The organism is Pseudomonas sp. SYWMCR5, from assembly GCF_057197165.1.
This window is the reverse complement of sequence record NZ_JBXUNH010000003.1, coordinates 194,084-220,792: the sequence shown is the minus strand read 5'-3', so window position 1 is coordinate 220,792 and position 26,709 is coordinate 194,084. Positions and strand designations below refer to the sequence as shown.

Genomic DNA, 26,709 nt, shown 5'->3' with positions numbered 1-26,709 from the left:
CAGATTCCCAAGGATCGTGGGCAATGGATGCCTGAGTCACCCAACCAGACGCTGATTCGCCTGCAAGGCGTGACGCATGCGTACAGCTCCCATAGCGCCGCGCGGCCCGTGCTGCGTGATGTCTCGTTGTCGGTCAAGGCCGGCCAAAGTTGCGCTATCGTTGGCGCCTCGGGCTCGGGCAAAAGCACCTTGCTCAGCCTGATCGGTCTGCTCGACCAGCCCACCCAAGGACACCTCCACCTGGCAGGCCGCGACATGACCCTGGCAACCGATGGCGCCCGCGCAGTGATGCGCAACCTGCACATCGGCTTCGTTTTTCAGGGCTTCAACCTGCTGCCGCGTCTGGATGCCCTCGACAATGTCACCTTGCCGCTGCTTTACCGTGGCGAGCCACGCAACTCGGCACGGGAGGCGGCGCGCCAGCAGTTGCGCCGGGTAGGCCTCGGCGAACGGCTGCACCACCGCCCGGCAGAGCTCTCCGGGGGCCAACGCCAGCGAGTGGCCATTGCCCGCGCCCTCGTCGGTGAGCCCCAACTGCTGCTCGCCGACGAGCCCACCGGCAACCTCGATGGCCAGACTGCACAAGACATCATCGAACTGCTGCTGGCTCTCAACCGTGAGCAGGGCGTCACCCTGATCATCGTCACCCATGACCTGGGGATTGCCCGTCGTCTGCAACGCTGCCTGCAGGTTGTCGAGGGCTGCATACGCGAGGTCGTGCATGGTTAGCACGCGAGCCTACGGCCCATCCCTCGCTCAGCGCCTTTCTGAACCATTCGATAGCCTCCAGCGCCTGGGACGCCGGGCCATTCTGGCGTTGCTCGGTATCGCAGTCGGCTGCGCAGCCGTGGTTGCGCTGCTGAACATTGGGCATAACGCCCAGCGCCAGGCGATGGCGGTGTTCAAGGGCATGGGCAGTAACCTGCTGGTCGCCGACGTGCAATGGCCTGCAGGCGCCCACTTGTCGGCACAGGCAACGCAGCCCTTCGACGCCCAAGCCGTGCGCGAAGCCGAGCCGGGACTGCGTGCAATCAGTCCGCTGAGCCTGTCGTCGGTACGCGTGAGTCTGCACGGACGAACACACGACGCGCTGCTAGCCGGGGTAGATCCGCAACTGGCCGAAGTACTCGACCTGAGATTGATAGAGGGGCGTTTCATCAGCCCTTACGACAGCCGCAGCACCCATGCGGTACTGGGCGAGCGCCTTGCCGCCGATCTGGCCGCACAGGGCATGCCGGTCATGCCTGGCGCACAGCTACAGATCGCAGGCTACGTGTTCCAGGTGATCGGCGTATTGCACGGCATCGGACAAAACCCACTGCTGCCGCTGTCGATCGACGACAGCTTGCTGATCCCGCTCGAAGGTATGCGACGGCTGGTCAGCGCATCTCAGGTGGGTACCGTTCTGGCGCGCACTGCCGACGGTGCCGACCCACTTGCCGTCGCCCCTCGCCTGCAGGCGCGGTTGCAGACCGCACTGCCCGGTCGCACGATCGATGTCCAGGCTCCCCAGCAGTTGCTCGCCGGTATCGCCCAGCAGTCGCGGCTGTTCTCCTGGCTGTTGGCAGGGCTGGGCGGCATTGCCCTGCTGGTGGGCGGTGTCGGGGTGATGAACGTGATGCTGATGAACGTCTCCGAACGCCGCCGCGAGATCGGCGTGCGCATGGCACTAGGCGCCCGCCCGCAAGATATCGCCTGGCTGTTTCTCCTCGAAGCGGTGGTACTGGCCGTGACCGGCGCAGCTTGCGGTGCAGTGCTGGGCGTGGGCGCGGGGTGGCTGTTTACTTTGCTGTCTGGCTGGGCCGACTTCAGCCTCGCCCCCCTGTCGTTGCCACTTGGCATCGGAGGCGCAGTCCTCACCGGGCTGTTCTTCGGCTTGAGCCCGGCGCTGTCTGCCGCCCGCCTGCAACCGGTACAGGCGTTGCGCGATGATTGAGCGCTGCCTGGCCTTGCTACTGCTGATCATGAGCACCGGGCCTGCCCTGGCCAGCCTGGCGCTCGCGCCTTCCCAGGCGACCCGGTCGAGCGCACCTTCGCCAGCCGTTTCCAGCCTCTCGCTGAAGGCACAGCGCATTGATTTGAGCCTAAGCGACGCGATCTACCTCGGTCTGCGCGACAACCGCGGGATCCGCAGCGCCTATCTGGATCGAATTGCTCAGAAGTTCGACCTGCGGGTGGCCGAGGATCGTTTCAGCCCCAAGCTGCTCATCCGCGGCAACTACCTGTCCAATCACAACCAGGCCGACCGCTATCGCCAAGGGGATATCACACCCACTACGACCCTGCTGACTCCTTACGGCACCCGCCTGAGCCTGGGCTGGACCTATCGTCACACCGAGGCCGAACTGGCCGGGCTGACCCGTAACGACGGCGCCAACATCACGGTCATCCAGCCGCTGCTGCGCGGTGCCGGCAGGGATGTCGCCACGGCACCGGTGCAACTGGCCCGCCTGGGCGAGCAGGTCAACCGGCTGGCGTTGAAAGACACCGTGGCGCAGACCATCACCCGAATCATCATCGGTTATCACACTCTGCTGCAGACCCAGGAGCAGTTGCAGATTGCCCGCGACGCCCTGCAGCGGGCCAATCAATTGCTCGAGGTGAACCAGGCAATGATTGCTGCCGGTCGCATGGCAGCCTTCGAGATAGTCCAGACCGAAGCCGAAGTCGCCACCCAGGAGCTCGGACTGGAAGACGCCCGCAATCAACAGCAAGCCGCGCGCCTGGCTCTGTTGCAGATGCTGGCGCTGGATCTCGATACCCCCATCGTCGCCAGCGACACGGTCCATGCAGACGCGATCGATATCGACACCTCCTTGGCCCTTCAACAGGCTCAGGCCCTGCAACCGACCTACCTCATCGAACTGATTGCCGGCGAGCAAGCAACGATCAACCTGACGGTGGCGCGTAACGAGCGCCTGTGGGACGTCTCTCTGGTCGGTGGTGGCGCCCAGGTACGTGAACGCAACAACCTCAACGGCAGCGCGCGCAGTTGGGAGAATTATGTGGGTGTTCAAGTGGAAATTCCGATCGGTGACCTGAGTACCCGTCAGGCTGAAGTACATGCGCGTGTCGGGGTGGAAACCCAGGAAGTCCGGTTGCAGGAAGCACGTCAGCAACTCCAGCGGGACGTGACCAATGCCGTGCGCGACATCGGCGTGCGCTGGCGCCAGTACCAGATTGCCCTGCGCGCGCAGGAATTGTCGCAACGCAAACTAGCGATCGAACGAGAAAAACTCACCGTCGGCCGATCAAGCAACTTCCAGGTTCTGAGTTTCGAGAACGACCTGCGCACGGCGCAGAATACGCGCCTGGGTGCGCTCATCAGCTACATGAACGCCCAGGCCGAACTGGACCAGACCCTGGGCACCACGCTGGACAGTTGGGACATTGCACTGAATGACTAGGTTTTGCTCGATCACTGGCGGCCGCGCGCTACTGGTGCTGGCCCTCGCCAATCTGCCGGGCTGCTACGGCGATGCGGATGAGCAGCCGGGCGCTTCCCCGCAAGCGCAGTGGGTGCAGGTAGCACCGCGCCTGCTGGAAAATCGCCTGGGCCTGGTAGGCCACCTGCAGTCAATGGACCACATCACCCTCGCTGCACCTTTCGATGGGCTGATCGCCGACGTGCGCGTACAGGAGGGCCAGCACGTCGAGAAAGGCCAGGTGCTGGTGACGCTGGACCCTGCGCAGCTGCAAGTGCAATTGCGCCAGGCACAGGCTGAGCTGCTCAAGGCCCGTCGAGAGGCGCAACGCCTGGAACGTTGGAGCTCCAGCCCAGAAGTCGCCCGCGCACGGCGCGCAGTGGCGGCCGCGAACCAGAACCTATCCCGCAGCGAGAATAGCCTGCGCGATACCCAGGCGCTGTTCGAGCGCGGCATCGTCGCGCGAATGGAGGTCGAAAGCCTGGCTCAGCAGGTGAACACCCAGCGCCAGGACCTGACCGCCGCCAACGAGGATCTGCTTACAACACTTGCGCACGGCCACGGCGAGGAGCTCAGCATCGCGGCAATGGAACTGGCCAACGCCCAAGCGCGCCATCAGGCCCTCGAGCAGTTGTATGCACGACGCGAACTGCTCGCTCCGCTGGCCGGGTATGTGGTTCGCCCGGCCCCTCAAGAGGGCGGAAAATCCGTTCCCCTGCAAACGGGTGTCGCCGTTACCCAGGGGGTACCGCTGCTCGGCGTGATAGGCCAGGAGCGCTTCCAGGCCTTGAGCCGGGTGGAAGAGACCGACCTGCGCCTACTGCACGAAGGCATGCCGGTGCAGATCAGTGGCGACGGCTTTTCCGGTGAACTGAGCGGTCGCCTGACCGCCATCGGTATCCAGAGCGAGACGGCTGATACGCAAGGCGCCGGAGCCCAGTACCCAGTGAAGGTGTCGATCGACCTGCCAGCACAGCCCTTGCAGCACCCCATGCGCGCGGGGATGAGCGCACGCCTGTCGATCATTCTGCAGCGTGACGAACAGGGTATCGCCATTCCCCCGCACGCATTGCGCGATGATGGCCAGGGGGGACGCTACGTGGTGTATCGAGCGACGCCACAGGCTGCGGTCGAGCTGATTCCGGTGACGACCGGTGCAGCGGTGCCCGAGGGCGTGATGGTGCGGGGGCTGGAGGCTGGGCTGGTGGAGGTGCAGGAGCGCACGCCTGACTGAAGAACTGCCAGGTTCGAAGACCAAAATCCGGAAACCAGGATGATCTGACAGTGTTCAATGCGTGAACTGAGCTGCAAGGTCCGCATGTATACATCGCCTTCCATGCGGACCTCGTGGCTGGCCACCACCGCACCATGCCCGCAGTCTGTTCCCAAGGCTTCCAATGCCGATATCGCCTCAGGCCGTGACGATGGTATTGCCCAAGGGCTCGAGCAGGCCCTGGCGAGTAGCCCTGCACACGGCACTGACCAAAGCCTGCAGCGAAGCCTGGAGAATGCTGCTGTCTTTACCAACACCGAAAAGCAGCTGGTTGTTGACGCGAATTTCCACATAGGCGATCGTCTCGGCCTGGGCGCCATCACGTACCGCATGCTCATGGTAGTCGGCGATGTCGAAATTCAGGCCAAGTGCGGCAAAGGCGTTGACCAGCGCGGCGAGCGGCCCGTTACCCTCCCCGGTCAATGGCAGGCGGCCACCGTCAACGAGCAATTGAGCACTGACGTAGGTGCTTGCTCGGTCACTGGTGAGCATGGGCTGGGTCAGGGTGTAGGGCCTGCCCTGCTGCAGATAGGTTTCAGTGAAGCAGGCCAGGATCATATCGCTGGTCACTTCCTGGCCTTCGGCATCGGCAACCCGCTGCACCACGCCGCTGAACTCCATTTGCAGACGCCGCGGCAGCACGATGCCCTGCTGCTCCAGCAGATACGCCACGCCTCCCTTGCCCGACTGGCTGTTGACCCGGATCACCGCCTCATAGCTGCGCCCCATGTCGGCAGGGTCGATCGGCAGGTAGGGGATTTCCCAATAACCGTGAGGGTTTGCGCGGCGGCGCGCAAAGCCTTTCTTGATCGCGTCCTGATGAGAGCCGGAGAACGCAGTGAACACCAACTCACCGGCATAGGGATGACGAGGATGGGTAGGTAACTGGTTGCAGTACTCGACCTCACGCTGAACGTGGGTGATGTCCGAGAAGTCCAGTTCAGGGCTGATGCCGCTGGTATACAGATTCATGGCCAAGGTCAGGATATCGACGTTGCCGGTGCGCTCGCCATTGCCGAACAGCGTCCCCTCGATCCGTTCGGCACCCGCCAGGCACGCCTGCTCGGCAGTTGACACCCCGGTGCCGCGGTCATTGTGTGGGTGCACGCTGATGATCACGCTGTCTCGCTGGCTCACATGCCTGCAGAACCATTCGATCTGGTCGGCGAACACGTTGGCCGTCGACACCTCGACGGTTGTGGGCAGATTGAGAATCATCTTGTTGGACGGCGTTGGCTGGAACTCGGCGATGACCGCGTCGCAGATTTCCAGGCCGAAGTCCAACTCGGTGAAGCAGAACGTTTCCGGCGAATACTGGTAGGTCCACTGGGTTTGCGGATTGGCCTGCATCAACGCCTTGATCTCACGGGTGGCCTGGGTGGCAATATCGATACAGCCAGCGCGGTCGACACCGAACACGACTTCGCGGAACACAGGGGCCGTGGCGTTGTAGACATGCACAATGGCCCGCGGCACGCCCTTGAGCGCCTCGAAGGTGCGCTCGATCAGGTGAGTACGCGCCTGAGTCATGACCTGGATGGTGACATCGTCAGGGATTGCGCCGCTTTCGATAAGCTCACGGACGTAATCGAAATCAGTCTGCGAAGCCGCCGGAAAACCTACCTCGATCTCCTTGAACCCGACCTTGACCAGCAGATCGAAGAAGCGGCGCTTGCGCTCGGCGTTCATCGGTTCTATCAGGGCTTGGTTGCCGTCGCGCATATCAACGCTGCACCAGACCGGTGCGGCTTTCTGTACCTGGCCAGGCCAGGTGCGGTCCGGCAGATCAACCACGTTGAAATGGCGGTATTTAGTGGAAGGGTTCTTCAACATCATGGTGGCGTTCTCCTTGGCCTGTAAGCGATCGTGCTGGCGCTGGGTGAGGTGAGCGTATATCTGATATTGGATCCAATTTATGCTGAAAGCGCTTAGTCTGGATTGCGTTCTGTTTACCCAGAAACAGGGTTATGTTTTTTAAAATTGCTGAGAAATCAATTTTCTTAGTGAATACTTGCCATATGACATAAAAAGTATCTTCACGCTGCTGCGCCACGGTGGGCCTGACGGACTGTGTCCACTCAACAAAAAAACGCCATGCCTTGGCAAAATCTCGTCGCACTCTTCACCCGCCACTGCCCACGCCCCTGGCTATCCTTGCCCCTGCCGCAGGACGCGGCATCCCCAGTGACCAAGGAGTGTCCATGTCTCTCGCCCTCGTCCACAGCCGCGCCCAGGTCGGGGTGCTGGCGCCCGCTGTCAGCGTCGAAACCCACTTGGCCAACGGTCTGCCCAACCTCACCCTGGTCGGCCTGCCCGAGGCCACGGTCAAGGAAAGCAAGGACCGGGTACGCAGTGCCATCGTCAATTCCGGCCTCGAATACCCGGCCCGACGCATCACCCAGAGTCTCGCCCCCGCCGACCTGCCCAAGGATGGCGGGCGCTACGACCTTGCCATCGCCCTGGGCATCCTCGCCGCCAACGGCCAGGTGCCGGTGGCGACCTTGGTCGATTTCGAATGCCTGGGCGAGTTGGCGCTATCCGGGGCATTGCGCCCGGTGCAGGGCGTGCTGCCAGCGGCGCTGGCGGCGCGGGAGGCCGGGCGGGCACTGGTGGTGCCGCGGGAGAATGCCGAGGAGGCGAGTTTGGCCAGTGGGCTGGTGGTGTATGCGGTCGGGCATCTGCAGGAGTTGGTGGCGCACCTCAATGGCCAGGCACCGCTGCCAGCCTATGCCGCCAATGGCCTGACCCTACGCGCGCGCCCCTATCCGGACCTCAGCGAAGTACAGGGGCAGATCGCGGCCAAGCGCGCCCTGCTGGTCGCGGCGGCGGGGGCGCACAACCTGCTGTTCACCGGGCCACCCGGCACTGGCAAGACCTTGCTCGCCAGCCGCCTGCCGGGCTTGCTGCCACCGCTGGACGAGCACGAGGCGCTGGAGGTTGCGGCCATCCAGTCGGTCAGCGGCAAGGCACCGATCAACTGCTGGCCACAGCGGCCGTTTCGCCATCCTCATCACAGCGCGTCGGGCCCGGCACTGGTCGGTGGCGGCAGTCGGCCACAGCCTGGGGAAATCACCCTGGCCCATCATGGGGTGCTGTTTCTCGACGAACTGCCTGAGTTCGAGCGGCGTGTGCTGGAGGTGCTGCGCGAGCCGCTGGAGTCTGGCGAGATCGTGATTTCACGGGCCAGGGACCGGGTGCGCTTTCCTGCGCGCTTCCAGCTTGTAGCGGCGATGAACCCCTGCCCCTGCGGCTACCTGGGCGACCCGGCAGCCCGCTGCCGGTGCAGCCCTGAGCAGATCCAGCGCTACCGCAACAAGCTCTCGGGCCCGCTGCTCGACCGCATCGACCTGCACCTGACCGTCGCACGCGAAAGCACCACCCTCAGCCACCAGCCCAGTGGCGAGACCAGCGCCAGCGTCGCTGCCCAGGTCGCCCAGACCCGCGAGCGGCAACAGCGTCGCCAGGGTTGTGCCAACGCGTTTCTCGATATGCCAGGCCTGCGCAAACATTGCGACCTGAAATCCGCCGACCAGTCATGGCTGGAAGGCGCGTGCGAGCGACTCAACCTTTCGTTGCGCGCCGCCCACCGCCTGCTCAAGGTCGCCCGCACCCTGGCCGACCTCGAACAGGCCGAGCGCATCGCCCGCTCCCATCTGGCCGAGGCCCTGCAATACCGACCCGGCAGTTGACCTGACGTCCGTACAACCACCGATTAACCCACTCAATCTTCTCCATAGCGGAAATATATTTTGCGCGCTAAATATTTGCGCGCAATATTCGACTCAAGCAGCAAGCAGTCGCTGATCCCTTACCGAACCCTTGGAGAACGATCATGACCACCCTTCGCAAAGCCTTCGCCATCGCCACCCTGACCCTCGGCACCACTGCAGGCGCCTTCGCCCAGTCCATCGAGGCCACGCCTTACCACTACGGCATGAACCTGGACATCGCCCAAGTCATCGCGGTCGATGCCCCGAACAGCACTCGCAGCCATGCCTCCGCTGCCACCCTCACCTACCGCGATAGCAGCGGCCAGGTGCAGAAGGTCAGCTACATCCACCCAACCACCACCGCCAACCAGAACTGAACCCCACGGCCCGACCCCAGAGGAGCTTGAACCATGAAACTGTCCCGCACCCTGACCGCCGGCCTGCTCGCCCTCGCCGTCAACAGCGCCTTCGCCGCCGGTAGCGCCGGCGTCGAGCACACCACCCAAGGCTTCCTCGATGCCCTGGCCGCCGGTGGCGGCAAGCCGCTGGAAACCTTGGCGCCCAAAGATGCACGGGCCGTGCTCAGCGGTGCGCAGGCCAGCGTCAAGGTCGATCTTTCGGGTATCCAGGTCGAGCGTCGCACACTGCAGATCGACGGCAAGCCGCTGGACATCCGCGTGGTGCGCCCGCAAGGCGCGAAAGGTGAGCTGCCAGTGTTCATGTTCTTCCACGGCGGTGGCTGGGTGCTGGGCGACTACCCGACCCACGAGCGCCTGATCCATGATCTGGTGGTCGGCTCCGGCGCGGCGGCAGTCTATGTCGACTACACGCCATCGCCAGAAGCGAAGTTCCCCACCGCGATCAACCAGGCCTACGCCGCGACCCGCTGGGTGGCCGAGCACGGCAAGGAAATCGGTGTGGATGGCAGCCGACTGGCCGTGGCCGGTAACAGCGTCGGCGGCAACATGGCGGCGGTGGTGGCGATCAAGGCCAAGGAAGCGGGTACACCCAAGCTGCGGTTCCAGGCGCTGTTGTGGCCGGTGACCGACGCCAACTTCAACAATGCATCGTACAACCAGTTTGCCGAAGGGCACTTCCTGACGCGCAACATGATGCAGTGGTTCTGGGACAGCTACACCACTGACCCGCGCCAGCGTGATGACATCCATGCCTCGCCACTGCGGGCTAGCCTGGATCAACTCAAAGGCCTGCCGCCAGCACTGGTGCAGACCGCCGAAATGGATGTGCTGCGTGACGAAGGCGAAGCCTACGCCCGCAAGCTCGATGCTGCCGGTGTGCCGGTGACTGCCGTGCGCTACAACGGCATGATCCATGACTTCGGATTGCTGAACGTGCTGGGGCAGGTGCCCGGAACTCGTAGCGCGATGAATCAGGCGGCGCAGGCGCTGAAGGAACATCTGCAATAACGATAGTCGCCTCACCGGCCTCTTCGCGGGCAAGCCCGCTCCCACATTTGTAGGAGCGGGCTTGCCCGCGAAGAGGCCCTTGAGGGCTGCAAAGGCTCCAAATCCTGAACGCTGCTTCCCACCCCCTACGGTTGCCCCCTCCCCCCGCCGAGACGAAAATGCCTACCGTCCCCGGCGCCTGCTCACACAGCGCTTCATCCAAGCCTCCTGGAGTTCTACCCATGCCACATGAAGGCAGCATCCTGCAGACCGCAGTGATATTCCTGCTTGCCGCCGTCGTCGCCGTGCCTCTGGCCAAGCGCCTGCAACTGGGTGCTGTCATCGGCTACCTGCTGGCTGGCGTGGCCATCGGTCCACAAGCGTTGGGCCTGATTCGCGACACCGAGAGCGTGGCGCACATTTCCGAACTGGGCGTAGTCCTGCTGCTGTTCATCATCGGCCTCGAACTTTCCCCACGACGTCTGTGGCTGATGCGCAAGGCGGTGTTCGGCGTAGGCCTGGCACAAGTGGTGCTGACCGGCGCGATCATCGGTGCCATCGCCCTGTTCGGCTTTGCCCAGTCCCTGCCAGCGGCGGTGGTGCTCGGTCTGGGCCTGGCGTTGTCATCCACCGCACTGGGCCTGCAGAGCCTGGCCGAAAGCAAGCAACTGAACGCCCCCCACGGGCGCCTTGCCTTTGCCATCCTGTTGTTCCAGGACATTGCCGCGATCCCGCTGATCGCGCTGGTGCCCCTGCTGGCGGCCAGCGGCCCGGACACCAGCCACGGCGACAGCATCGAACATGGCCTGCGGGTGTTCGGCAGCATCGCCATCGTCATCGTCGGCGGCCGCTACCTGCTGCGCCCGCTGTTTCGCATCGTCGCCCGTACCGGCCTGCCGGAAGTGTCCACGGCCACCGCACTGCTGGTGGTGATCGGCACGGCCTGGCTGATGGAGGAAGCCGGCATTTCCATGGCGCTGGGCGCGTTCCTCGCGGGCCTGCTGCTGGCCGACTCCGAATACCGGCACGAGTTGGAGTCGCAGATCGAACCGTTCAAGGGCCTGCTGCTGGGGCTGTTCTTCATCAGCGTTGGCATGGGCGCCAACCTTGGCCTGCTGCTGGAGGCACCCGCGCTGCTGCTGGGCCTGACCTTGCTGCTGGTAGCAGTGAAATTGCCACTGCTGATGCTGGTCGGGCGTGCGGTGGGCGGGCTGAACCGCCTGAGCGCACTGCGCCTGGGGCTGGTGCTGGCGGCGGGAGGTGAGTTCGCCTTCGTGGTGTTCAAGCTGGGCAAGGACCAAGGCTTGTTCGACACCTACACCTACGACCTGCTGCTGATGACCATCACCCTGTCGATGGCCCTGACGCCAATGTTGCTGCTGGCCAGCTCGCGCCTGATCAAGCGCTCGGCGCCAGCGCGCGAAGTGCCGGAGCAATACCGCACGATCCAGGCCGACGCCCCGCGCGTGGTGATCATCGGCATGGGCCGCATGGGGCAGATCGTGGCGCGTATCCTGCGGGCACAGAAAGTCTCCTTCATCGCCCTGGATACCTCGGTCGATGCCATCGAGATGACCCGCACCTTCGAACAGGCCCCGGTGTTCTACGGCGACCCGATGCGCCCCGAGGTGCTGCATGCGGCCAAGGTCGGCGAGGCCGAGTACTTCGTCATCACCACCGACGATCCGGAGGCGACCATCCGCATCGCCGAGCGGGTCAAGCATGAGTACCCGCACCTGAAAGTGATCGCCCGGGCGCGTAACCGCCAGCACGTGCACAAGTTGCTCGACGTCGGCGCCGAGCCGATTCGCGAGACCTTCTACTCGAGCCTGGAGATGACCCGCCTGACCCTGATCGGCCTCGGCCTGAGCGAGACCCAGGCGGCAGACCGCATCCAGCGCTTCACCGAGCACGACCAGCAGGTGCTGGAGGCACAGGGGCGGGTTCGCGATGACCGGGCGAAGGTGATGCAGACGGCCAAGGAGGCCAGGGTGGAGCTGGAGCGGTTGTTCGAATCGGATAGCGACTGAGTTGGGTGACACGAACGTCGCTCAAACAAAACCCGCCACACAAACAGCAAAAAGGGCGACTGTCTCCAGTCGCCCTCGATGCCGCAGTCGCGCAGGCCCGGCCTCAGCCGGTCACTTCGCCAGAAATGCCAGCAAGTCGTCGTTCAGTTGCTGAGCATGGGTCACGGCAAAGCCGTGTGGTGCACCGGGATATACCTTCAACTGCGCGCCCTTGATCATCTCGGCGGCTTTCTTGCCGGTGGTCTCGAACGGCACGATCTGGTCGTCATCGCCGTGGATCACCAGCGTCGGTACATCGATCCTGGCCATATCCGGGCGGAAATCCGTTTCGGAGAACGCCGTTACGCAGTCGATGGTGCCTTTGAGCGAGGCCAGCAGGGCAATGTTCAGGGTCTGGGCCTGTACGCCCTGGGAGACTTTCTGCCCATGGTTGATGCCATAGAACGGCGCGGCGAAGTCGGAAATGAACTGCGCACGGTCGGCACGCAGGCCGTCGCGAATACCGTCGAATACCGACTTGTCGACACCCTCGGGGTTGTCGGCGGTCTTGATGAACAGTGGAGTCACCGCGCCCAGCAGCACCAGCTTGGCCACGCGCTCGCTGCCATGCTTGGCGATATAGCGGGTGACATCGCCGCCGCCCATGGAGAAGCCGACCAGGGTGACGTCACGCAGGTCCAGATGCTCGATCAGCTGGGCGATGTCATCGGCGAAGGTGTCGTAGTCGTAACCGTTCCACGGCTGGCTGGAACGCCCGAAGCCGCGGCGGTCGAAGGCGATGGTGCGATAGCCGCGGCTGGCCAGGAACTCCATCTGGCCATCCCACATGTCGGCGTCCAGCGGCCAGCCGTGGCTGAACAGCACGGGCTTGCCGCTGCCCCAGTCCTTGTAATAGATCGCGGTGCCATCGCGGGTAACTAGTGTGCTCATGTCGGAATCTCCTGAAAGTCGGGTAGGTCTGGATCTTGAGTGCGGGGCGCGAGGAACATTCCATCGCGCAGCTGACCGGTCGGCCACGAGGCGTACCGACCGGCCATTGGTGGGTCACTTGCCAGCGGTGAGAGCGTTGTAGCTGGTGATCAGGTTGCGGTAGTCCGGGATGTGGTTGGAGCACAGCGCGGCCAGCCCTTCGACGTCGTTGCGCCAGTCGCGGTGCAGCTCGCAGGCCACGCCGAACCAGGTCATCAGTTGCGCGCCGGCAGCTTCCATGCGGCGCCAGGCGGCATCGCGGGTCATCTCGTTGAAGGTGCCGGAGGCATCGGCCACCACGAACACTTCGAAGTCTTCGGCCAGGGCCGACAGCGCCGGGAAGGCCACGCACACTTCAGTTACCACACCGGCGATGATCAGCTGTTTCTTGCCAGTGGCCTTCACTGCCTTGACGAAGTCTTCGTTGTCCCAGGCGTTGATCTGGCCAGGGCGGGCGATGTAGGGCGCGTCCGGGAACAGTGCCTTGAGCTCTGGCACCAGCGGGCCGTTGGGGCCTTGCTCGAAGCTGGTGGTGAGGATGGTCGGCAGGTTGAAGAACTTGGCCAGGTCGGCCAGGGCCAGCACGTTGTTCTTGAACTTGTCCGGCTCGATGTCGCGGACCAGCGACAGCAGGCCTGCCTGGTGGTCCACCAGCAGTACGGCGGCGTCGTCTTTGTTCAGGCGGTTGTAGGTGAATTGGCTCATGGTCTGTACTCCCAAATGTGTCTTCGATGTGCGGTAGGTGGGGTAGTGCGCGTTGATGAGTACAGATTAAAAACATCACCTTTGTTGCGGTAGACTGCAAAAATTGTCTGTAGCGTTCTATCTGGAGAACGATCTTGGAAGACCTGAATTCCCTCTATTTCTTCACCCAGGTCGTCGAGCATGGCGGCTTCGCCCCGGCGGGCCGGGCGCTGGACATGCCCAAGTCGAAACTCAGCCGGCGCATCGCCGACCTGGAAGACCGTCTTGGCGTTCGCCTGCTGCACCGTACCAGCCGCCACTGCTCGCTGACCGAGATCGGCCAGGCCTACTACAACCGTTGCCTGGCCATGCGTGTGGAAGCCGAGGGCGCGGCAGAGATCATCGAGCGCAACCGCAGCGAACCACGTGGCCTGGTGCGTATCAGTTGCCCCACTACCCTGCTCAACTCGTGGGTCGGGCCGATGCTCACGCGCTACATGCTCAAGTACCCACAGGTGGAGCTGTTCATCGAGAGCACCAACCGTCGCGTCGACCTGTTGCATGAAGGCTTCGATGTGGCGCTACGGGTGCGCTTCCCGCCGCTGGAGAACACCGACATGGTGATGAAGGTGCTGAGCAACAGCACCCAATGCCTGGTGGGCCATCCATCGTTTCTCGCCCAGTTGCCCGAGGGTTTCGAACCGCAGATGTTGAGCACGCTGCCGAGCCTGCACTGGGGCGCGGCGCAGCAGAAGTATCAATGGGAGCTGTTTCAGGGGGAGGACATGGCGCGCAAGCTGGTGATCGCGCACACGCCGCGCATGGTCACCGATGATCTGTTCGCGCTGCGGCATTTCGTGGTGGCGGGGGTGGGCATCGCGCACTTGCCGCGGGTGGCGGTGCGCGAGGACCTGGCCCAGGGGCGCCTGGTGGAGATGTTGCCGGCGTGGCAGCCGCGCTGCGGGATCGTCCATGCGATCTTCCCGTCGCGGCGCGGGCTGCTGCCTTCGGTGCGCTCGCTGATCGACCATCTGGCCGAGGAGTTTGCGGTCAGCGATATGGCTTGAGCGTCAGAACGCGAAGCAGGAGCAGCCCAGCGCTCCCCAGAAGCCCTGATAGTCGCTCACCGGCACGCTCGAATGCCGAGCCTTCTCATGGCTGTGCGCATGCACCCCGCACGGCCCGACGCACTGGTGTACCGCCGCCGCCAGTGGCGCACCGGCCCGCCAGTGGCCCGGCACCTTGGCCACCGGCGACCACTCGGGCACCACCGGAATCTGCGCCGGGCCGAGCTTGTCGAACTCCGCCGCGCCGTACACCACCTTGCCATCCACCACCGTCAGCACCGACTCGATGCTCTTGATCGCCTCTTCCTCGACGCTGAAGAAGTCCAGCGACAGCGCCGCCAGGTCAGCCAACTGCCCGACCTTGATCTGCCCCTTCTTGCCCTGCTCGCTGGAGAACCAGGCACTGCCATGGGTGAACAGCTCGAGCGCCGTGGCGCGACTCAGGCCTTCCGGGTACAGCTCCAGGCCGCCGACGGTCTTGCCGCTGACCATCCAGTACAGCGAGGTCCAGGGGTTGTAGCTCGACACCCGGGTGGCATCGGTGCCAGCACCCACTGGCACGCCCTCGGCGAGCATGCGCTGGATCGGCGGGGTTTTCTCTGCAGCCTTGGCGCCGTAGCGGTCGACGAAATACTCACCCTGGAAGGCCATGCGGTCCTGGATGGCAATCCCGCCATTCAACGCCCGCACCCGCTCGATGTTCTTCGGCGAGATGGTTTCGGCGTGGTCGAAGAACCACGGCAGGTTGTTGAACGGGATATCGCGGTTGACCTTCTCGAACACATCGAGCATGCGCGAGATGGACTCGTCGTAGGTGGCATGCAGACGGAACGGCCAGCGCTGCTCGACCAGGTGACGGATCACCGGTTCGAGTTCCTCTTCCATGGTCTGCGGCAGGTCCGGACGCGGCTCGAGGAAGTCCTCGAAGTCGGCGGCGGAGAACACCAGCATCTCGCCAGCACCGTTATGGCGCAGGAAGTCGGTGCCGCTGTGGACCTTGACGCTTGAAGTCCACTTCTTGAAGTCGTCCAGTTCTTCCTTGGGTTTCTGGGTGAACAGGTTGTAGGCGATGCGCACGGTCAGTTGGTCGTTGTCGGCCAGCTGCTGGATCACCGAATAGTCATCCGGGAAATTCTGGTAGCCGCCACCGGCATCAATGGCGCTGGTCAGCCCGAGACGGTTGAGCTCACGCATGAACTGGCGGGTCGAGTTGACCTGGTACTCCAGCGGCAACTTCGGCCCCTTGGCCAGGGTGGCGTAGAGGATGGTCGCGTTGGGGCGGGCGATGAGCATGCCGGTCGGGTTGCCGAACTTGTCACGCTGGATTTCGCCACCGGGCGGGTTGGGCGTGTCCTTGGTATAGCCGACGGCACGCAATGCGGCGCGGTTGAGCAGGGCACGGTCGTACAGGTGGAGGATGAACACCGGCGTGTCAGGCGCTGCCTGGTTGATTTCTTCGAGGGTAGGCATGCGTTTTTCGGCGAACTGGAATTCGTTCCAGCCACCCACCACCCGTACCCATTGCGGCGTGGGTGTGCGCAAGGCCTGCTCCTTGAGCATGCGCAGGGCATCGGCCAGCGACGGCACGCCTTCCCAGCGCAGTTCGAGGTTGTAGTTCAGGCCGCCGCGGATCAGGTGCAGGTGCGAGTCGTTCAGGCCGGGGATCACCGTGCGCTGCTTCAAGTCGATGATCTGCGTGCTGTTGCCCTTGTGGGCCATGGCCTCGGCATCGCTGCCCACGGCGACGAAGCGCCCGTCCTTGATGGCCACGGCGGTAGCTGTGGGGTTTTCACGGTCGACGGTGTGCAGCTTGCCGTTGAACAGAATGAGGTCTGCGGTCATGGGATCTCCTGAAATGTCGGCATGGGCGGAATCGGTGAAGGGCAGTGCTGACCAGAGCGCGCCGGCCGCACCGAGCAGGGTGCTGTTGGCGAGGAAACGGCGGCGGCTCTTGTCGGTGGGATCCTGGTTCATGGTGCTCTCCGTCCGGAGGGGTGATCGGCAGGCGATTGAACGCTAGCACTGGATCGTCAGGCGTGCGCTCAACGGCGCAGCCATCCGGCGCAGCGGCGCGTCACCCACGGCATGATGAAGAACACCACCGGGAGGATGACGCACAGGTTGACCAGCAAGTTGCTGGCCAACGGCCCGCCCAGCGGCGGCACCTTTGCGAACAGCGGCGCCAGCAACTGGGGCACCAGCAGGGTCATCGGGCAGATCACCAGATAAGTGAGCACCGCCTGCTTCCAGCGCGCAGGCTGTGTGGCTGGCGTGCTGGACGGGGTGAACCAGAACTCCGGATCGTCGTGGATACGGGTCTGGTCACCCTCTTCCAGCAGCGGCAGCACTTCGGCGACCAGGCGCTGGCGCTCCGGTGAATCGACCCAGGCACGCAGTTGCCCTGCATCGGCAAAACGCACCACGGTGGTGAACTGGCCGCCATTGTCATCCGGACGAATCACGTTCACGTCCAGATGACCAGGCTGGCGGCGGGCAACACCGACGGTACGACGCAACCAGGTCTCGTAGTGCGCCAGGGCATCGGCCCGGACTTTGTGCTGGATCACCAGGGTGACCACGCTGCTGTTGTTCATCGCTGAATACCTGAGCAAAATTTGACCAGGCGCCGTGGGTGGCGCCTGGCGGGGTGGGTCACTTGCCAGCGGTGAGGGCGTTGTAGCTGGTGATCAGGTTGCGGTAGTCCGGGATGTGGTTGGAGCACAGCGCGGCCAGCCCTTCGACATCGTTGCGCCAGTCGCGGTGCAGCTCGCAGGCCACGCCGAACCAGGTCATCAGTTGCGCGCCGGCAGCTTCCATCCGGCGCCAGGCGGCGTCGCGGGTCATCTCGTTGAAGGTGCCGGAGGCATCGGCCACCACGAATACTTCGAAGTCTTCGGCCAGGGCCGACAGCGCCGGGAAGGCCACGCACACTTCAGTTACCACACCGGCGATGATCAGTTGCTTCTTGCCGGTGGCCTTCACCGCCTTGACGAAGTCCTCGTTGTCCCAGGCGTTGATCTGGCCAGGGCGGGCGATGTAGGGCGCGTCCGGGAACAGTGCCTTGAGCTCTGGCACCAGCGGGCCGTTGGGGCCTTGCTCGAAGCTGGTGGTGAGGATGGTCGGCAGGTTGAAGAACTTGGCCAGGTCGGCCAGGGCCAGCACGTTGTTCTTGAACTTGTCCGGCTCGATGTCGCGGACCAGCGACAGCAGGCCTGCCTGATGGTCGACCAACAGTACGGCGGCGTCGTCTTTGTTCAGGCGGTTGTAGGTGAATTGGCTCATGGTCGTGCTCCTTCGGGTGGGGTGGGTTGTTGTCTCGACTGCATGGGCACAGATTAAAAACATCGCGTTTCTGGCGGTAGATGGTGAAAAACGGCCTTAGCGTTCTTTTTTTGGAACGATGAAACGGATGTCGCCCTTTTCACAGGTAAACCCACACCCACAGATGCCCCATTGCCTGGGCAACCAACCTGCTCTTTACTACCCCTCAGCCCTCCCCTAGCCCCCGAGACCACCATGCTGGCCTTCATCCAGTCCTACCCCCTGCTGCTGGGAACCTGCCTGATCTTCCTCGACCTGCTGCTCTGGCAACTGATCCCGCTGGAGCGCCGCGCCTGGCGTATCGTCACGCGCCTGGGCATCTTCGTGATCTTCAGCGCCGTCCTGCTGGCCGCCGGCATGAGCCCGCTGCAACCGCCGCCATGGGCGGACGATGTCGCGCGCAACCTGATCGCCACGGTGCTGACCATCGGCTGGTGGCTGTTCGGAGCGCGCACGGTGACGGTGGTGTTCGGCCTGCTGATGATCGCCCGCGGCAGTCACGGCGGGCGCCTGCTGCAGGATGTCGTGGGCGCGCTGATCTTTCTTGCCGCAGCCGTGGCGGCGGCGGCCTATGTCCTGCAACTGCCGGTCAAAGGGCTGCTGGCGACCTCCGGAGTGATGGCCATCGTCATCGGCCTGGCGCTGCAGAGCACCCTGGCCGACGTGTTCTCCGGCATCGTGCTCAACACCACGCGGCCCTACCAGATCGGCGACTCGATCTCCATCGACGGCACCGAGGGCAAGGTGGTGGATATCGACTGGCGCGCCACGCGGCTGATCACCGGCAGCGGCAGCCTGGCTGTGATTCCCAACTCGGTGGCGGCCAAGGCGCGCCTGCTCAACCACAGCCGGCCAGCCGACCGCCACGGGGTTTCGATCAGTGTGGTGGTACCCGCCAGAATCCGCCCCAAGCGGGTGTTCGACGCGCTGGAGAAAGCCCTGCAAGGCACCAGCGCCCTGCTGCCGTCACCCGCAGCGAAAGTGTCGGTGAAAGCCTCGACGCTGGAGTCGGTGGAATACGAGGCCAGCGGTTTCATCGCCGACGCGGCGCAAAAGACCGACGTACGCAACCTGCTGTTCGACCTCGCCCACCGCCATCTCGAGGCCAGCGGTGTGATGTGGAACCTCGACCTGGCCGTCGCCCCACGTAGCCGACAGCGTGAGCTGCTCGACGAAGTGCGGGTGTTCCGTTCGCTGAGCAGCGAGGAACGCGATGCCCTCAGCCAGCGCATGATGGCGGTGGAGTATCTGGCCGACCAGGTGATCCTGGATGTCGGCCAACAGTCCGATCACTTGCTGGTGATCGGCAGCGGTGTGGTCCAGGCCTCGATCCGCAATGGCGACAAGCGCGTGGAGGCCGGGCGCATGGGGCCGGGGGAAGTGCTGGGGATCGAGGGCATCATGGACGAGAACAGTTCGTTCGCCGAGTTCCGCACCCTGACTGGCTGCCTGCTGTACCGAATCGACAAGGAGCAGGTGCGCAGTTGCCTGGCCGAGCGCGGCGACGTGGTGCAGGCGTTGAACAAGCTGCAGCGGTTCAGGCTGCAGAGCCGGGAGTCGCTGCTGATGCAGAAGCCGGCAGCGGTGAAGAAGGGCGGCTTTCTGAGTTGGCTGCACAAATAAGCGGGCCCTTTCGCGGGTTTATCCGCGAAGGGGCCAGTGCAATCACAGCACCACGCGCAGGCACTGCCCTGCGTGATACAGCGAGAAGCCCGACTCGTAGAATGCCGTGCGCAACGAAGGCGCACTCACCGGCTTCATCGGTGAGAACGGGATCGGCAGGCGGTCCGGATCATCCTTGAGCAGAAACTGCGCAAGAGCCCGGCCAATCACGGTGCCCGTGGTATTGCCACGGCCGTTGTAGCCTGTCACCGCTACCACTCCCGACGCCGGTTCGAACAGACGCATCAGGTGGTCGGGGGTAAAGTCGATGCAGCCGGTCCAGTGCATTTCCCACTCGACCTTGCCCAACTCAGGGAAGTAATGGCTCTGGATGCGATCGGCCCAACTGCGCACGAACCACGCCGGCTTGTTGTCGACCCGGCCCAGGCTGCCGAGCAGCAGGCGACCCTGATCATCACGGCGGATACTGCTGAGCACGGTGCGGGTATCCCACGAACCCTGGCCATGGGGCAGGATCCTGTCGGCCACCGCACCCTGCAGCGGCTTGGAGGCGATCTGATAGTAGTAGCCGCGGAAGAAGTGCTTCTGCAGGTGGCTCCAGTCGCCTTCAGTGTAGGCGCCCGTGGAAATCACCACCTTGTCGGCGCGCACGCTGCCACGGTTGGTGGCGACTCGCCAGCCGTCGCCATCACGCGTCAGGCCTTCGACCGCCGATTGCTGGAACAGCTTGCCACCCAGACGCTGCACCGCCGAGGCCAGGCCTTGGGTGTAGCCCATGGGGTTGATGGTGCCGGCGCGGCGGTCGAGCAGCGCGGCGGAAATTTTGTCGGTGCCGCAGTATTCCTGGCATTCGGCCCCCCGCAGCAGTTCCACGTCGGCACCCCGGCGACGCCATTGTTCATGGCGTGCTTCGAGGTCGGCGAGGCCCGTGGCGTTGTGCGCCATATGCAGGTTGCCTTTGTGCTGGGCCTGGCAGTCGATGCCCAGGCGTTCGATCATGGCGAAGACTTCACCGGGCGCCTCGCCAAGCACCTTGTTCAGGCGCCCGCCCTGCTCCAGCCCCAAGGTCGCCTCGACATCGTCGGGACGGATCCAGGTCCCGGCGTTGACCAACCCGACATTGCGCCCGGAGCCGCCATGTCCAACCTTCCAGGCCTCCAGCAGGATGACCGACTTGCCCTGTTCGAGCAGGTGGATCGCCGCCGACAGCCCGGTGATTCCTGCGCCGATCACGCAGACATCGGCCGTGTGCTCACCGGCCAGCGCCTGTGAAGCGACGGTCGGTCGGGTGATCGATTCCCACAGACATTCTTGACGCAGTTCGGACATGGCCCGGCTCCAGCAATATTGTTCTTGTTGCGGTTGGGGCGGCATGCCGCCCAATCGCGGGACAAGCCCGCTCCTACAGGGATCCCCATCGCCTGCGCGATCCCTGTAGGAGCGGCGGTTCGGCGCCCCGACTTGTCCCGCGAACCGGGGGCCAAGGCCCCCGGCCATTCACCTCAGTCGAACACGATGCCCTGCGCGAGCGGCAGCTCACGCGAGTAGTTCACGGTATTGGTCTGACGGCGCATGTAGCCTTTCCACGCATCCGAACCGGACTCACGGCCACCACCCGTCTCTTTCTCGCCACCGAACGCGCCGCCGATTTCCGCGCCGCTGGTGCCGATGTTGACGTTGGCGATACCGCAATCACTGCCCGAGGCGCTCTGGAAGCGCTCGGCCTCGCGGATGTCGGTGGTGAAGATGCACGACGACAGGCCCTGTGGCACTTCGTTGTTCAGGCGCAGGGCCTCTTCGAAGTCATCGTAGGCCAGCACGTAGAGAATCGGCGCGAAGGTTTCGTGGCGCACCACCTCGCTCTGTGCCGGCATCTCGGCGATGGCGGGCGATACGTAGTAGGCATTGGGGTACTGGTCGGCCAATTGGCGCTCGCCACCGAAGACCTGCCCACCCTCGTCGCGCGCCTTGGCCAGCGCGCCCTGCATGGCGTCGAACGACAGCTTGTCGATCAGCGGGCCGACCAGGTTGTCCTTGCGCGGGTCGCCGATGCGCACCTTGCCGTAGGCGGCTTTGACACGGGCGACCACTTCGTCCTTGATCGAGCGGTGGACGATCAGCCGGCGCAGCGTGGTGCAGCGTTGGCCAGCGGTGCCCACGGCCGAGAACAGGATGCCGCGCACGGCCAGGTCGAGGTCGGCGCTCGGGGCGAGGATCATGGCGTTGTTGCCGCCCAGTTCGAGGATGCTGCGACCGAAGCGCGCCGCAACCCGCGGGCCCACTTCACGGCCCATGCGGGTGCTGCCGGTAGCGCTGACCAGCGGTACACGCGGGTCATCGACCAGGGCTTCACCGGCTTCACGCCCGCCGATCACCAGTTGGCTGAGGCCCTGCGGCGCCTCACCAAAGGCTTTCAGGGCCTTCTCGAACAGCGCCTGGCAGGCCAGTGCGGTCAGCGGGGTCTTTTCCGAAGGTTTCCACACCACCGAGTTGCCGGCTACCAGCGCCAGCGTGGTGTTCCATGCCCATACCGCAACCGGGAAGTTGAAGGCACTGATCACCCCGACCACGCCCAGCGGATGCCAGGATTCACGCATATGGTGGCCCGGACGTTCGGAGGCGATGGTCAGGCCGTAGAGTTGACGCGACAGGCCGACGGCGAAGTCGCAGATGTCGATCATCTCCTGCACTTCGCCCAGGCCTTCCTGGGTGATCTTGCCGGCTTCGATGGACACCAGCTCGCCAAGGTCAGCCTTGTGCGCACGCAGCACTTCACCAAACAGACGCACCAGCTCGCCGCGACGCGGGGCCGGCACGTTGCGCCAGGCTTCGAAGGCTGCTTGCGCCTGGTCGATGCGGGCGATGGTCTCGGCCTTGCCGAGCAATTTCACCGAGGCGATCTGGCTGCCGTCGATCGGCGTGTGAACAGGGTAGTCGCCCTGGGTGTAATCCGCGGCGGCGACGCCGAGGCGCTCGAGCAATGCAGCAACCATTGTGCTTCTCCTACATCGGGTGAAGGGTTGAAAAGGTGATGGGGATCAGTATTAATCCGATTACATTGCTGCAACAAACGACCTTTATTCCTCTTATCATTCCCCTGCGGAATGGTATCGCAGCCCTAGAGAGTGCCATGTCCAAACGCCTGGTTCCGTCGATGACAGCCTTGCAGTGCTTCGAGGCCGCCGCCCGTCACCTGAACTTCACCCGCGCCGCCGAAGAGCTGCACCTGACCCAGAGCGCCGTCAGCAAGCAGGTGGCACAGCTCGAAGAGATGCTGCGTCACCACCTGTTCCTGCGCATCCGCCGGCGCCTGCAGCTCACGCCGGCGGGTGCGCTGTACCTGGCCGAGGTCAACAAGATCCTCACCCAGGTGGATATGTCCAGCCGCTATGTCCTCACCTATGGCGAACAGACCGAAGTATTGAAAGTAGCCACTCAACCGAGTTTTGGCGTGCGATGGTTGATTCCTCGGCTCAAGGGCTTTGGCAAACGCCACCCCAACATCCACCTGGACATCCGCAACGAGATGGAGCCCTTCGCCCTGCTGCAGGGCTCGGCCGACGTGGTGTTCTTTTTCGGCCAGGGCACCTGGCCGGGTGCGACCTGCGTGGAACTGTTCGGCGAAGAGGTGGTGCCGGTGTGCGCCCCGGAGCTGCTGGGCGGACAAGAGCTGGACGGCCCCGGTGCGGTGGCCAGGCAGGTGCTGCTGCAAAGCACCTCGCGGCCGGAGGCCTGGCATGAATGGTTCCTGGAACAGGGGCTGCACACCGACAACAGCTACCATGGCCCGCGCTTCGATACCTTCTACATGGCGCTCAGCGCCGCACAGTCCGGCTGCGGCGTGGCCCTGGTGCCGCGCTATCTGGCGGCCAAGGAATTGGCCGAAGGCAGCCTGGTAGTGGCCTGGAACCATGCGATGCCGAGCAATGGCAAGCACTACCTGGCGTTCGCCGAACATGCGGCGGAGGTGCCGAAGGTGCGGGCGTTGGTGGAATGGATTCGCGCGCAGTTGCCGGGGTGATGCGTTGGAGCGGCGGGCCCTATCGCGGGACCAGTCGCAGCGGCGGTTCGCCGCTGCGACTGGTCCCGCGATAGGGCCGGCAAATTCAATAGCAAAAGGAATGACCCTCACACTTTTTTTCGCTTGCGGACAAAGTCCATTCCCCGCTTTCATGTAAGGGTATCTACTGACCTTCAGGAAGCTAGCGATGCCCGCCCACGATTTCGTCAGCCCCGACAGCATCCGCGCGCAGTTCTCTGCCGCCATGTCGCTCATGTACAAACAGGAAGTGCCGCTCTACGGCACGCTGCTGGAGCTGGTGAGCGAAATCAACCAGCAGGTCATGGCCCAGCAGCCCGAAGTGGCCCAGGCCCTGCGCTGGACCGGTGAAGTCGAACGCCTGGATCAGGAGCGCCATGGCGCGATCCGTGTCGGCACCGCCGAAGAGCTGGCGACCATCGCCCGCCTGTTCGCCGTCATGGGCATGGAGCCGGTTGGCTACTACGACCTGAGCTCGGCTGGGGTTCCGGTGCACTCCACCGCCTTTCGCGCGGTGCACGAACAGGCGCTGCACATCAGCCCGTTCCGCGTGTTCACCTCGCTGCTGCGCCTGGAGCTGATCGATAACCCGCCCCTGCGCGCATTGGCCCAGGACATCCTGGCCAAGCGCCAGATCTTCACCCCGCGCGTGCTGGAGCTGATCGCTCAGTGCGAACGCGACGGCGGCCTGAGCGCGGCCGATGCCGAAACCTTCGTACAGGAGGCGCTGCACACCTTCCGCTGGCACCAGCAGGCCACGGTCACCGCCGAACAGTACCAGCAACTGCACGACCAGCACCGCCTGATCGCCGATGTGGTGGCCTTCAAGGGCCCGCATATCAATCACCTGACCCCACGCACCCTGGACATCGATGCAATCCAGGTCGGCATGCCGGCCAAGGGCATTCCGCCCAAAGCCGTGGTCGAAGGCCCACCCACCCGGCGCCACCCGATACTGCTGCGTCAGACCAGCTTCAAGGCATTGCAGGAAAAGGTCGCGTTCAGCGATGCCCAGGGCAGCCACACCGCGCGCTTCGGCGAAATCGAGCAACGGGGTGCGGCGCTGACCCCCAAAGGCCGTGCGCTCTACGACCGCCTGCTCGACGCTACCCGGGCCGCCCTCAACGGGGTGCCGGCCGAAACCAATGCCGAGCACTACAAGACGCTGCTGGCGCAGCACTTTGCCGAATTCCCGGATGATCTGACGCAGATGCGCGAGCAGGGGCTGGCCTACTTCCGTTACTTCGCCACCGAAAAAGGCCTGGCCGAGCGAGATCGCCAGGATCGACCGTCCACGCTACAAGGCCTGATCGACGCTGGCCATGTGCATTTCGAGGCGCTGGTGTACGAGGACTTCCTGCCGGTCAGTGCCGCAGGGATCTTCCAGTCGAACCTTGGCGACGATGCCCAGGCTGACTATGGCAGCAATGCCAACCGCGATGCCTTCGAGGCAGCGCTGGGCCTCAAGGTGCAGGACGAACTGGCGCTGTACGCCCAGAGCGAACGACGTTCGCTGCAAGCCTGTGCACAGGCCTTGGGCGTTGCGTTGGACTAGGGTCATCGGGGCTGCCAGGCAGCCCCTTCCCGCATGCCATCACTCGCCGATGGCAGCCTTGTAGCCCGCCGCGTCCAGCAGTTTGTCCAGCTCGGCCTTGTCGCTTGGCTTGAGCTTGAAGACCCACGATTCGTAGGGCGCTTCATTGAGCAGCTCAGGGCTTTCGGCCAGCTCCTCGTTGACGGCGATGACTTCGCCGCCGACCGGGGCGTAGATGTCGGATGCGGCCTTGACCGACTCGACCACCCCCGCAGCGTCGCCCGCGGCGAACACCTTGCCGACTTCGGCCAGTTCGACGAACACCACATCACCCAGAGCTTCCTGGGCGTGATCGCTGATACCCACGGTCACGGTGCCGTCGGCTTCCAGGCGCGCCCATTCATGACTTTCAGCAAAACGCAGGTCGGCGGGGATATTGCTCATGTGTCGTATTCCTCGGTTGGCTCAGCGGTCTACCGCCGGTAATTGAGTGTTCAGATCAGGGTCTTGCCGTGGCGCACGAAGGTCGGTTTGACCACCCGCACCGGATACCACTTGCCGCGAATCTCTACTTCGGCGCGGTCGCCAGTGGCGATGGGCACGCGCGCCAAGGCAATGGACTTGCTTAGCGTAGGGGAGAAACTACCACTGGTGATCTCTCCTTCGCCAATACCGGCAACACGAACTATCTGGTGGGCACGCAGAACGCCGCGCTCCTCCAGTACCAGGCCGACCAGTTTGTCCTGCACACCACGCTCGATTTCCGCCAGCAGGCCGCTGCGGCCGATGAAATCGCGCTCGGCTGGCTCCCAGGCGATGCTCCAACCCAGGTTGGAGGTCAGCGGTGTGTGGGCTTCGTCGATATCCTGGCCGTACAGGTTCATGCCGGCTTCCAGGCGCAGCGTGTCACGAGCGCCAAGGCCGCTGGGGGCAATGCCGGCGCCGACCAGATCGTAGAAGAACGTTGCGGCCTGATCGCCTGGCAAGATGATTTCCAACCCGTCTTCGCCAGTGTAGCCGGTGCGGGCAATGAACCAGTCGCCTTCGCCGACGCCCTCGAACGGGCGCAGCTCGCGAATCAGCGCGGCACGCGCAGCACTGAGCAGTGCGGCGACCTTCTCGCGGGCCTGGGGCCCTTGGATGGCGAGGATCGCAAGATCGGGGCGTACCTCGATACCGACGGCAAAGCCTTCGCTCTGCGCGTTCAACCAGGCCAGTACCTTGTCGCGGGTGGCAGCATTGGCCACCAGTCGATAGCCGTCTTCGGTGCGGTAGGCGATCAGGTCGTCGATGACCTTGCCCTGCTCATTGAGCAACGGGCTGTAGAGGGCTTTTCCGGGGCTTTCGAGGCGGGCCACGTCGTTGGCCAGCAGGCGCCGTAGCCAGGGGGTGGCGTCGGCACCGTCGATGTCGATGACTGTCATGTGGGAAACGTCGAAGACGCCGCAATCACTGCGGACCTGATGATGTTCTTCGACCTGAGAGCCGTAATGCAGGGGCATGTCCCAACCGCCGAAATCGACCGTCTTGGCGCCAAGCGCCAGGTGCAGGTCGTACAGGGGCGTGCGCTGTCCCATGGGTTTCTCCTTCCGGGCGTGGCGAAGCAGAGGCGGTCGGCGCTGTTGAAT

General features: G+C 64.1%; 22 protein-coding genes. 12 read left to right on the top strand and 10 right to left on the bottom strand.

The genetic code is table 11. From position 1 onward, the window contains the following. Positions 1-27: 27 nt before the first annotated feature. The 4 genes from AC2CGW_RS11435 to AC2CGW_RS11420 are packed head-to-tail and all read left to right on the top strand — an operon-like array spanning position 28 to position 4,659. Entirely contained in the window at positions 28-729 is a 702-nt protein-coding gene (locus tag AC2CGW_RS11435; protein WP_484574054.1) for an ABC transporter ATP-binding protein, read from the top strand. Further along, complete coding sequence (locus AC2CGW_RS11430; protein WP_186710904.1) at positions 722-1,936, top strand: ABC transporter permease; 1,215 nt, start codon at positions 722-724, stop codon at positions 1,934-1,936. Before AC2CGW_RS11435 ends, AC2CGW_RS11430 begins: the two co-directional genes overlap by 8 nt. Further along, complete coding sequence (locus tag AC2CGW_RS11425) at positions 1,932-3,407, top strand: TolC family protein (RefSeq protein WP_484574113.1); 1,476 nt, start codon at positions 1,932-1,934, stop codon at positions 3,405-3,407. The genes AC2CGW_RS11430 and AC2CGW_RS11425 overlap by 5 nt, the downstream gene beginning before the upstream one ends. After that, a complete protein-coding gene (locus AC2CGW_RS11420) occupies positions 3,400-4,659 on the top strand; it encodes an efflux RND transporter periplasmic adaptor subunit (protein ID WP_484574053.1) in 1,260 nt (419 codons plus the stop codon). The genes AC2CGW_RS11425 and AC2CGW_RS11420 overlap by 8 nt, the downstream gene beginning before the upstream one ends. Before the next feature lie 177 nt (positions 4,660-4,836). Here AC2CGW_RS11420 and leuA read toward each other — a convergent pair whose 3' ends face one another. Next, positions 4,837-6,534, bottom strand: coding sequence for a 2-isopropylmalate synthase (leuA, locus tag AC2CGW_RS11415; protein ID WP_484574052.1), 1,698 nt, complete (start codon positions 6,532-6,534; stop codon positions 4,837-4,839). 365 nt (positions 6,535-6,899) lie between these two features. Here leuA and AC2CGW_RS11410 point away from each other — a divergent pair, with 365 nt between their 5' ends. The 4 genes from AC2CGW_RS11410 (at position 6,900) to AC2CGW_RS11395 (ending at position 11,844) form a co-directional block, all read left to right on the top strand. Continuing rightward, entirely contained in the window at positions 6,900-8,387 is a 1,488-nt protein-coding gene (locus AC2CGW_RS11410; RefSeq protein ID WP_484574051.1) for a YifB family Mg chelatase-like AAA ATPase, read from the top strand. A gap of 143 nt (positions 8,388-8,530) precedes the next feature. Continuing rightward, positions 8,531-8,785 (top strand): DUF2790 domain-containing protein, encoded by a 255-nt coding sequence (locus AC2CGW_RS11405; protein ID WP_186667351.1) that lies wholly within the window; start codon positions 8,531-8,533, stop codon positions 8,783-8,785. Positions 8,786-8,818: 33 nt separating this feature from the next. Next, positions 8,819-9,835: an alpha/beta hydrolase gene (locus AC2CGW_RS11400; protein WP_186667350.1), complete on the top strand. Its 1,017-nt coding sequence runs from the start codon at positions 8,819-8,821 to the stop codon at positions 9,833-9,835. A 221-nt stretch (positions 9,836-10,056) separates the two neighbouring features. Beyond that, the gene (locus tag AC2CGW_RS11395) at positions 10,057-11,844 is read left to right on the top strand and encodes a monovalent cation:proton antiporter-2 (CPA2) family protein (RefSeq protein WP_484574050.1); all 1,788 of its coding nucleotides are present in this window, start codon (positions 10,057-10,059) and stop codon (positions 11,842-11,844) included. A 111-nt stretch (positions 11,845-11,955) separates the two neighbouring features. Here AC2CGW_RS11395 and AC2CGW_RS11390 read toward each other — a convergent pair whose 3' ends face one another. Together AC2CGW_RS11390 and ycaC (AC2CGW_RS11385) are read right to left on the bottom strand one after the other, a co-directional pair. Continuing rightward, positions 11,956-12,774 carry an alpha/beta fold hydrolase gene (locus AC2CGW_RS11390; RefSeq protein WP_186711806.1) on the bottom strand — a complete coding sequence of 273 codons (819 nt, stop codon included), beginning with the start codon at positions 12,772-12,774 and terminating at the stop codon, positions 11,956-11,958. A gap of 114 nt (positions 12,775-12,888) precedes the next feature. Then, positions 12,889-13,518, bottom strand: a complete 630-nt coding sequence (gene ycaC / locus AC2CGW_RS11385; RefSeq protein ID WP_054893711.1) for an isochorismate family cysteine hydrolase YcaC — start codon at positions 13,516-13,518, stop codon at positions 12,889-12,891. Between the two features lie 134 nt (positions 13,519-13,652). Here ycaC (AC2CGW_RS11385) and AC2CGW_RS11380 point away from each other — a divergent pair, with 134 nt between their 5' ends. Next, positions 13,653-14,564: a LysR substrate-binding domain-containing protein gene (locus tag AC2CGW_RS11380; RefSeq protein WP_186711876.1), complete on the top strand. Its 912-nt coding sequence runs from the start codon at positions 13,653-13,655 to the stop codon at positions 14,562-14,564. A 3-nt stretch (positions 14,565-14,567) separates the two neighbouring features. On the opposite strand, the gene AC2CGW_RS11375 is transcribed toward AC2CGW_RS11380, so the two are convergent. The 3 genes from AC2CGW_RS11375 to ycaC (AC2CGW_RS11365) form a co-directional block, all read right to left on the bottom strand. After that, positions 14,568-16,406, bottom strand: coding sequence for an amidohydrolase (locus AC2CGW_RS11375; RefSeq protein ID WP_186670025.1), 1,839 nt, complete (start codon positions 16,404-16,406; stop codon positions 14,568-14,570). A gap of 200 nt (positions 16,407-16,606) precedes the next feature. After that, positions 16,607-17,158, bottom strand: a complete 552-nt coding sequence (locus AC2CGW_RS11370) for an antibiotic biosynthesis monooxygenase (RefSeq protein ID WP_186669860.1) — start codon at positions 17,156-17,158, stop codon at positions 16,607-16,609. A 58-nt stretch (positions 17,159-17,216) separates the two neighbouring features. Beyond that, on the bottom strand, positions 17,217-17,846 hold the full coding sequence (ycaC, locus tag AC2CGW_RS11365) for an isochorismate family cysteine hydrolase YcaC (protein WP_054893711.1): 630 nt from the start codon (positions 17,844-17,846) through the stop codon (positions 17,217-17,219). Positions 17,847-18,080: 234 nt separating this feature from the next. On the opposite strand from ycaC (AC2CGW_RS11365), the gene AC2CGW_RS11360 reads away from it, so the two are divergent. Continuing rightward, positions 18,081-19,508 (top strand): mechanosensitive ion channel family protein, encoded by a 1,428-nt coding sequence (locus tag AC2CGW_RS11360; RefSeq protein ID WP_186721024.1) that lies wholly within the window; start codon positions 18,081-18,083, stop codon positions 19,506-19,508. A gap of 42 nt (positions 19,509-19,550) precedes the next feature. On the opposite strand, the gene amaA is transcribed toward AC2CGW_RS11360, so the two are convergent. Both amaA and amaB read right to left on the bottom strand, forming a co-directional pair. Next, positions 19,551-20,837, bottom strand: a complete 1,287-nt coding sequence (gene amaA / locus AC2CGW_RS11355; RefSeq protein WP_186669862.1) for an L-pipecolate oxidase — start codon at positions 20,835-20,837, stop codon at positions 19,551-19,553. Between the two features lie 173 nt (positions 20,838-21,010). Beyond that, positions 21,011-22,501 carry an L-piperidine-6-carboxylate dehydrogenase gene (amaB, locus tag AC2CGW_RS11350; protein ID WP_186709946.1) on the bottom strand — a complete coding sequence of 497 codons (1,491 nt, stop codon included), beginning with the start codon at positions 22,499-22,501 and terminating at the stop codon, positions 21,011-21,013. A 137-nt stretch (positions 22,502-22,638) separates the two neighbouring features. On the opposite strand from amaB, the gene AC2CGW_RS11345 reads away from it, so the two are divergent. Further along, positions 22,639-23,529 (top strand): LysR family transcriptional regulator, encoded by an 891-nt coding sequence (locus tag AC2CGW_RS11345; RefSeq protein WP_186669864.1) that lies wholly within the window; start codon positions 22,639-22,641, stop codon positions 23,527-23,529. 187 nt (positions 23,530-23,716) lie between these two features. Continuing rightward, entirely contained in the window at positions 23,717-25,102 is a 1,386-nt protein-coding gene (gene hglS / locus AC2CGW_RS11340) for a 2-oxoadipate dioxygenase/decarboxylase HglS (RefSeq protein ID WP_186669865.1), read from the top strand. Positions 25,103-25,141: 39 nt separating this feature from the next. On the opposite strand, the gene gcvH is transcribed toward hglS, so the two are convergent. Together gcvH and gcvT are read right to left on the bottom strand one after the other, a co-directional pair. Next, positions 25,142-25,525: a glycine cleavage system protein GcvH gene (gene gcvH / locus AC2CGW_RS11335; protein ID WP_484574049.1), complete on the bottom strand. Its 384-nt coding sequence runs from the start codon at positions 25,523-25,525 to the stop codon at positions 25,142-25,144. Positions 25,526-25,575: 50 nt separating this feature from the next. Further along, entirely contained in the window at positions 25,576-26,658 is a 1,083-nt protein-coding gene (gcvT, locus tag AC2CGW_RS11330; RefSeq protein ID WP_186669867.1) for a glycine cleavage system aminomethyltransferase GcvT, read from the bottom strand. Between the last annotated feature and the right edge of the window lie 51 nt (positions 26,659-26,709).

Coding starts and splice junctions, on each gene's coding strand:
- hglS (WP_186669865.1), top strand. CDS start 23,717: ATGCCCGCCCACGATTTCGTCAGCCCCGACAGCATCCGCGCGCAGTTC.
- amaB (WP_186709946.1), bottom strand. CDS start 22,501: ATGGTTGCTGCATTGCTCGAGCGCCTCGGCGTCGCCGCCGCGGATTAC.
- ycaC (WP_054893711.1), bottom strand. CDS start 17,846: ATGAGCCAATTCACCTACAACCGCCTGAACAAAGACGACGCCGCCGTA.
- AC2CGW_RS11370 (WP_186669860.1), bottom strand. CDS start 17,158: ATGAACAACAGCAGCGTGGTCACCCTGGTGATCCAGCACAAAGTCCGG.
- AC2CGW_RS11410 (WP_484574051.1), top strand. CDS start 6,900: ATGTCTCTCGCCCTCGTCCACAGCCGCGCCCAGGTCGGGGTGCTGGCG.
- gcvT (WP_186669867.1), bottom strand. CDS start 26,658: ATGGGACAGCGCACGCCCCTGTACGACCTGCACCTGGCGCTTGGCGCC.
- AC2CGW_RS11395 (WP_484574050.1), top strand. CDS start 10,057: ATGCCACATGAAGGCAGCATCCTGCAGACCGCAGTGATATTCCTGCTT.
- ycaC (WP_054893711.1), bottom strand. CDS start 13,518: ATGAGCCAATTCACCTACAACCGCCTGAACAAAGACGACGCCGCCGTA.
- AC2CGW_RS11345 (WP_186669864.1), top strand. CDS start 22,639: ATGTCCAAACGCCTGGTTCCGTCGATGACAGCCTTGCAGTGCTTCGAG.
- leuA (WP_484574052.1), bottom strand. CDS start 6,534: ATGATGTTGAAGAACCCTTCCACTAAATACCGCCATTTCAACGTGGTT.
- AC2CGW_RS11405 (WP_186667351.1), top strand. CDS start 8,531: ATGACCACCCTTCGCAAAGCCTTCGCCATCGCCACCCTGACCCTCGGC.
- amaA (WP_186669862.1), bottom strand. CDS start 20,837: ATGTCCGAACTGCGTCAAGAATGTCTGTGGGAATCGATCACCCGACCG.
- AC2CGW_RS11375 (WP_186670025.1), bottom strand. CDS start 16,406: ATGACCGCAGACCTCATTCTGTTCAACGGCAAGCTGCACACCGTCGAC.
- AC2CGW_RS11435 (WP_484574054.1), top strand. CDS start 28: ATGCCTGAGTCACCCAACCAGACGCTGATTCGCCTGCAAGGCGTGACG.
- gcvH (WP_484574049.1), bottom strand. CDS start 25,525: ATGAGCAATATCCCCGCCGACCTGCGTTTTGCTGAAAGTCATGAATGG.
- AC2CGW_RS11400 (WP_186667350.1), top strand. CDS start 8,819: ATGAAACTGTCCCGCACCCTGACCGCCGGCCTGCTCGCCCTCGCCGTC.
- AC2CGW_RS11420 (WP_484574053.1), top strand. CDS start 3,400: ATGACTAGGTTTTGCTCGATCACTGGCGGCCGCGCGCTACTGGTGCTG.
- AC2CGW_RS11390 (WP_186711806.1), bottom strand. CDS start 12,774: ATGAGCACACTAGTTACCCGCGATGGCACCGCGATCTATTACAAGGAC.
- AC2CGW_RS11430 (WP_186710904.1), top strand. CDS start 722: ATGGTTAGCACGCGAGCCTACGGCCCATCCCTCGCTCAGCGCCTTTCT.
- AC2CGW_RS11360 (WP_186721024.1), top strand. CDS start 18,081: ATGCTGGCCTTCATCCAGTCCTACCCCCTGCTGCTGGGAACCTGCCTG.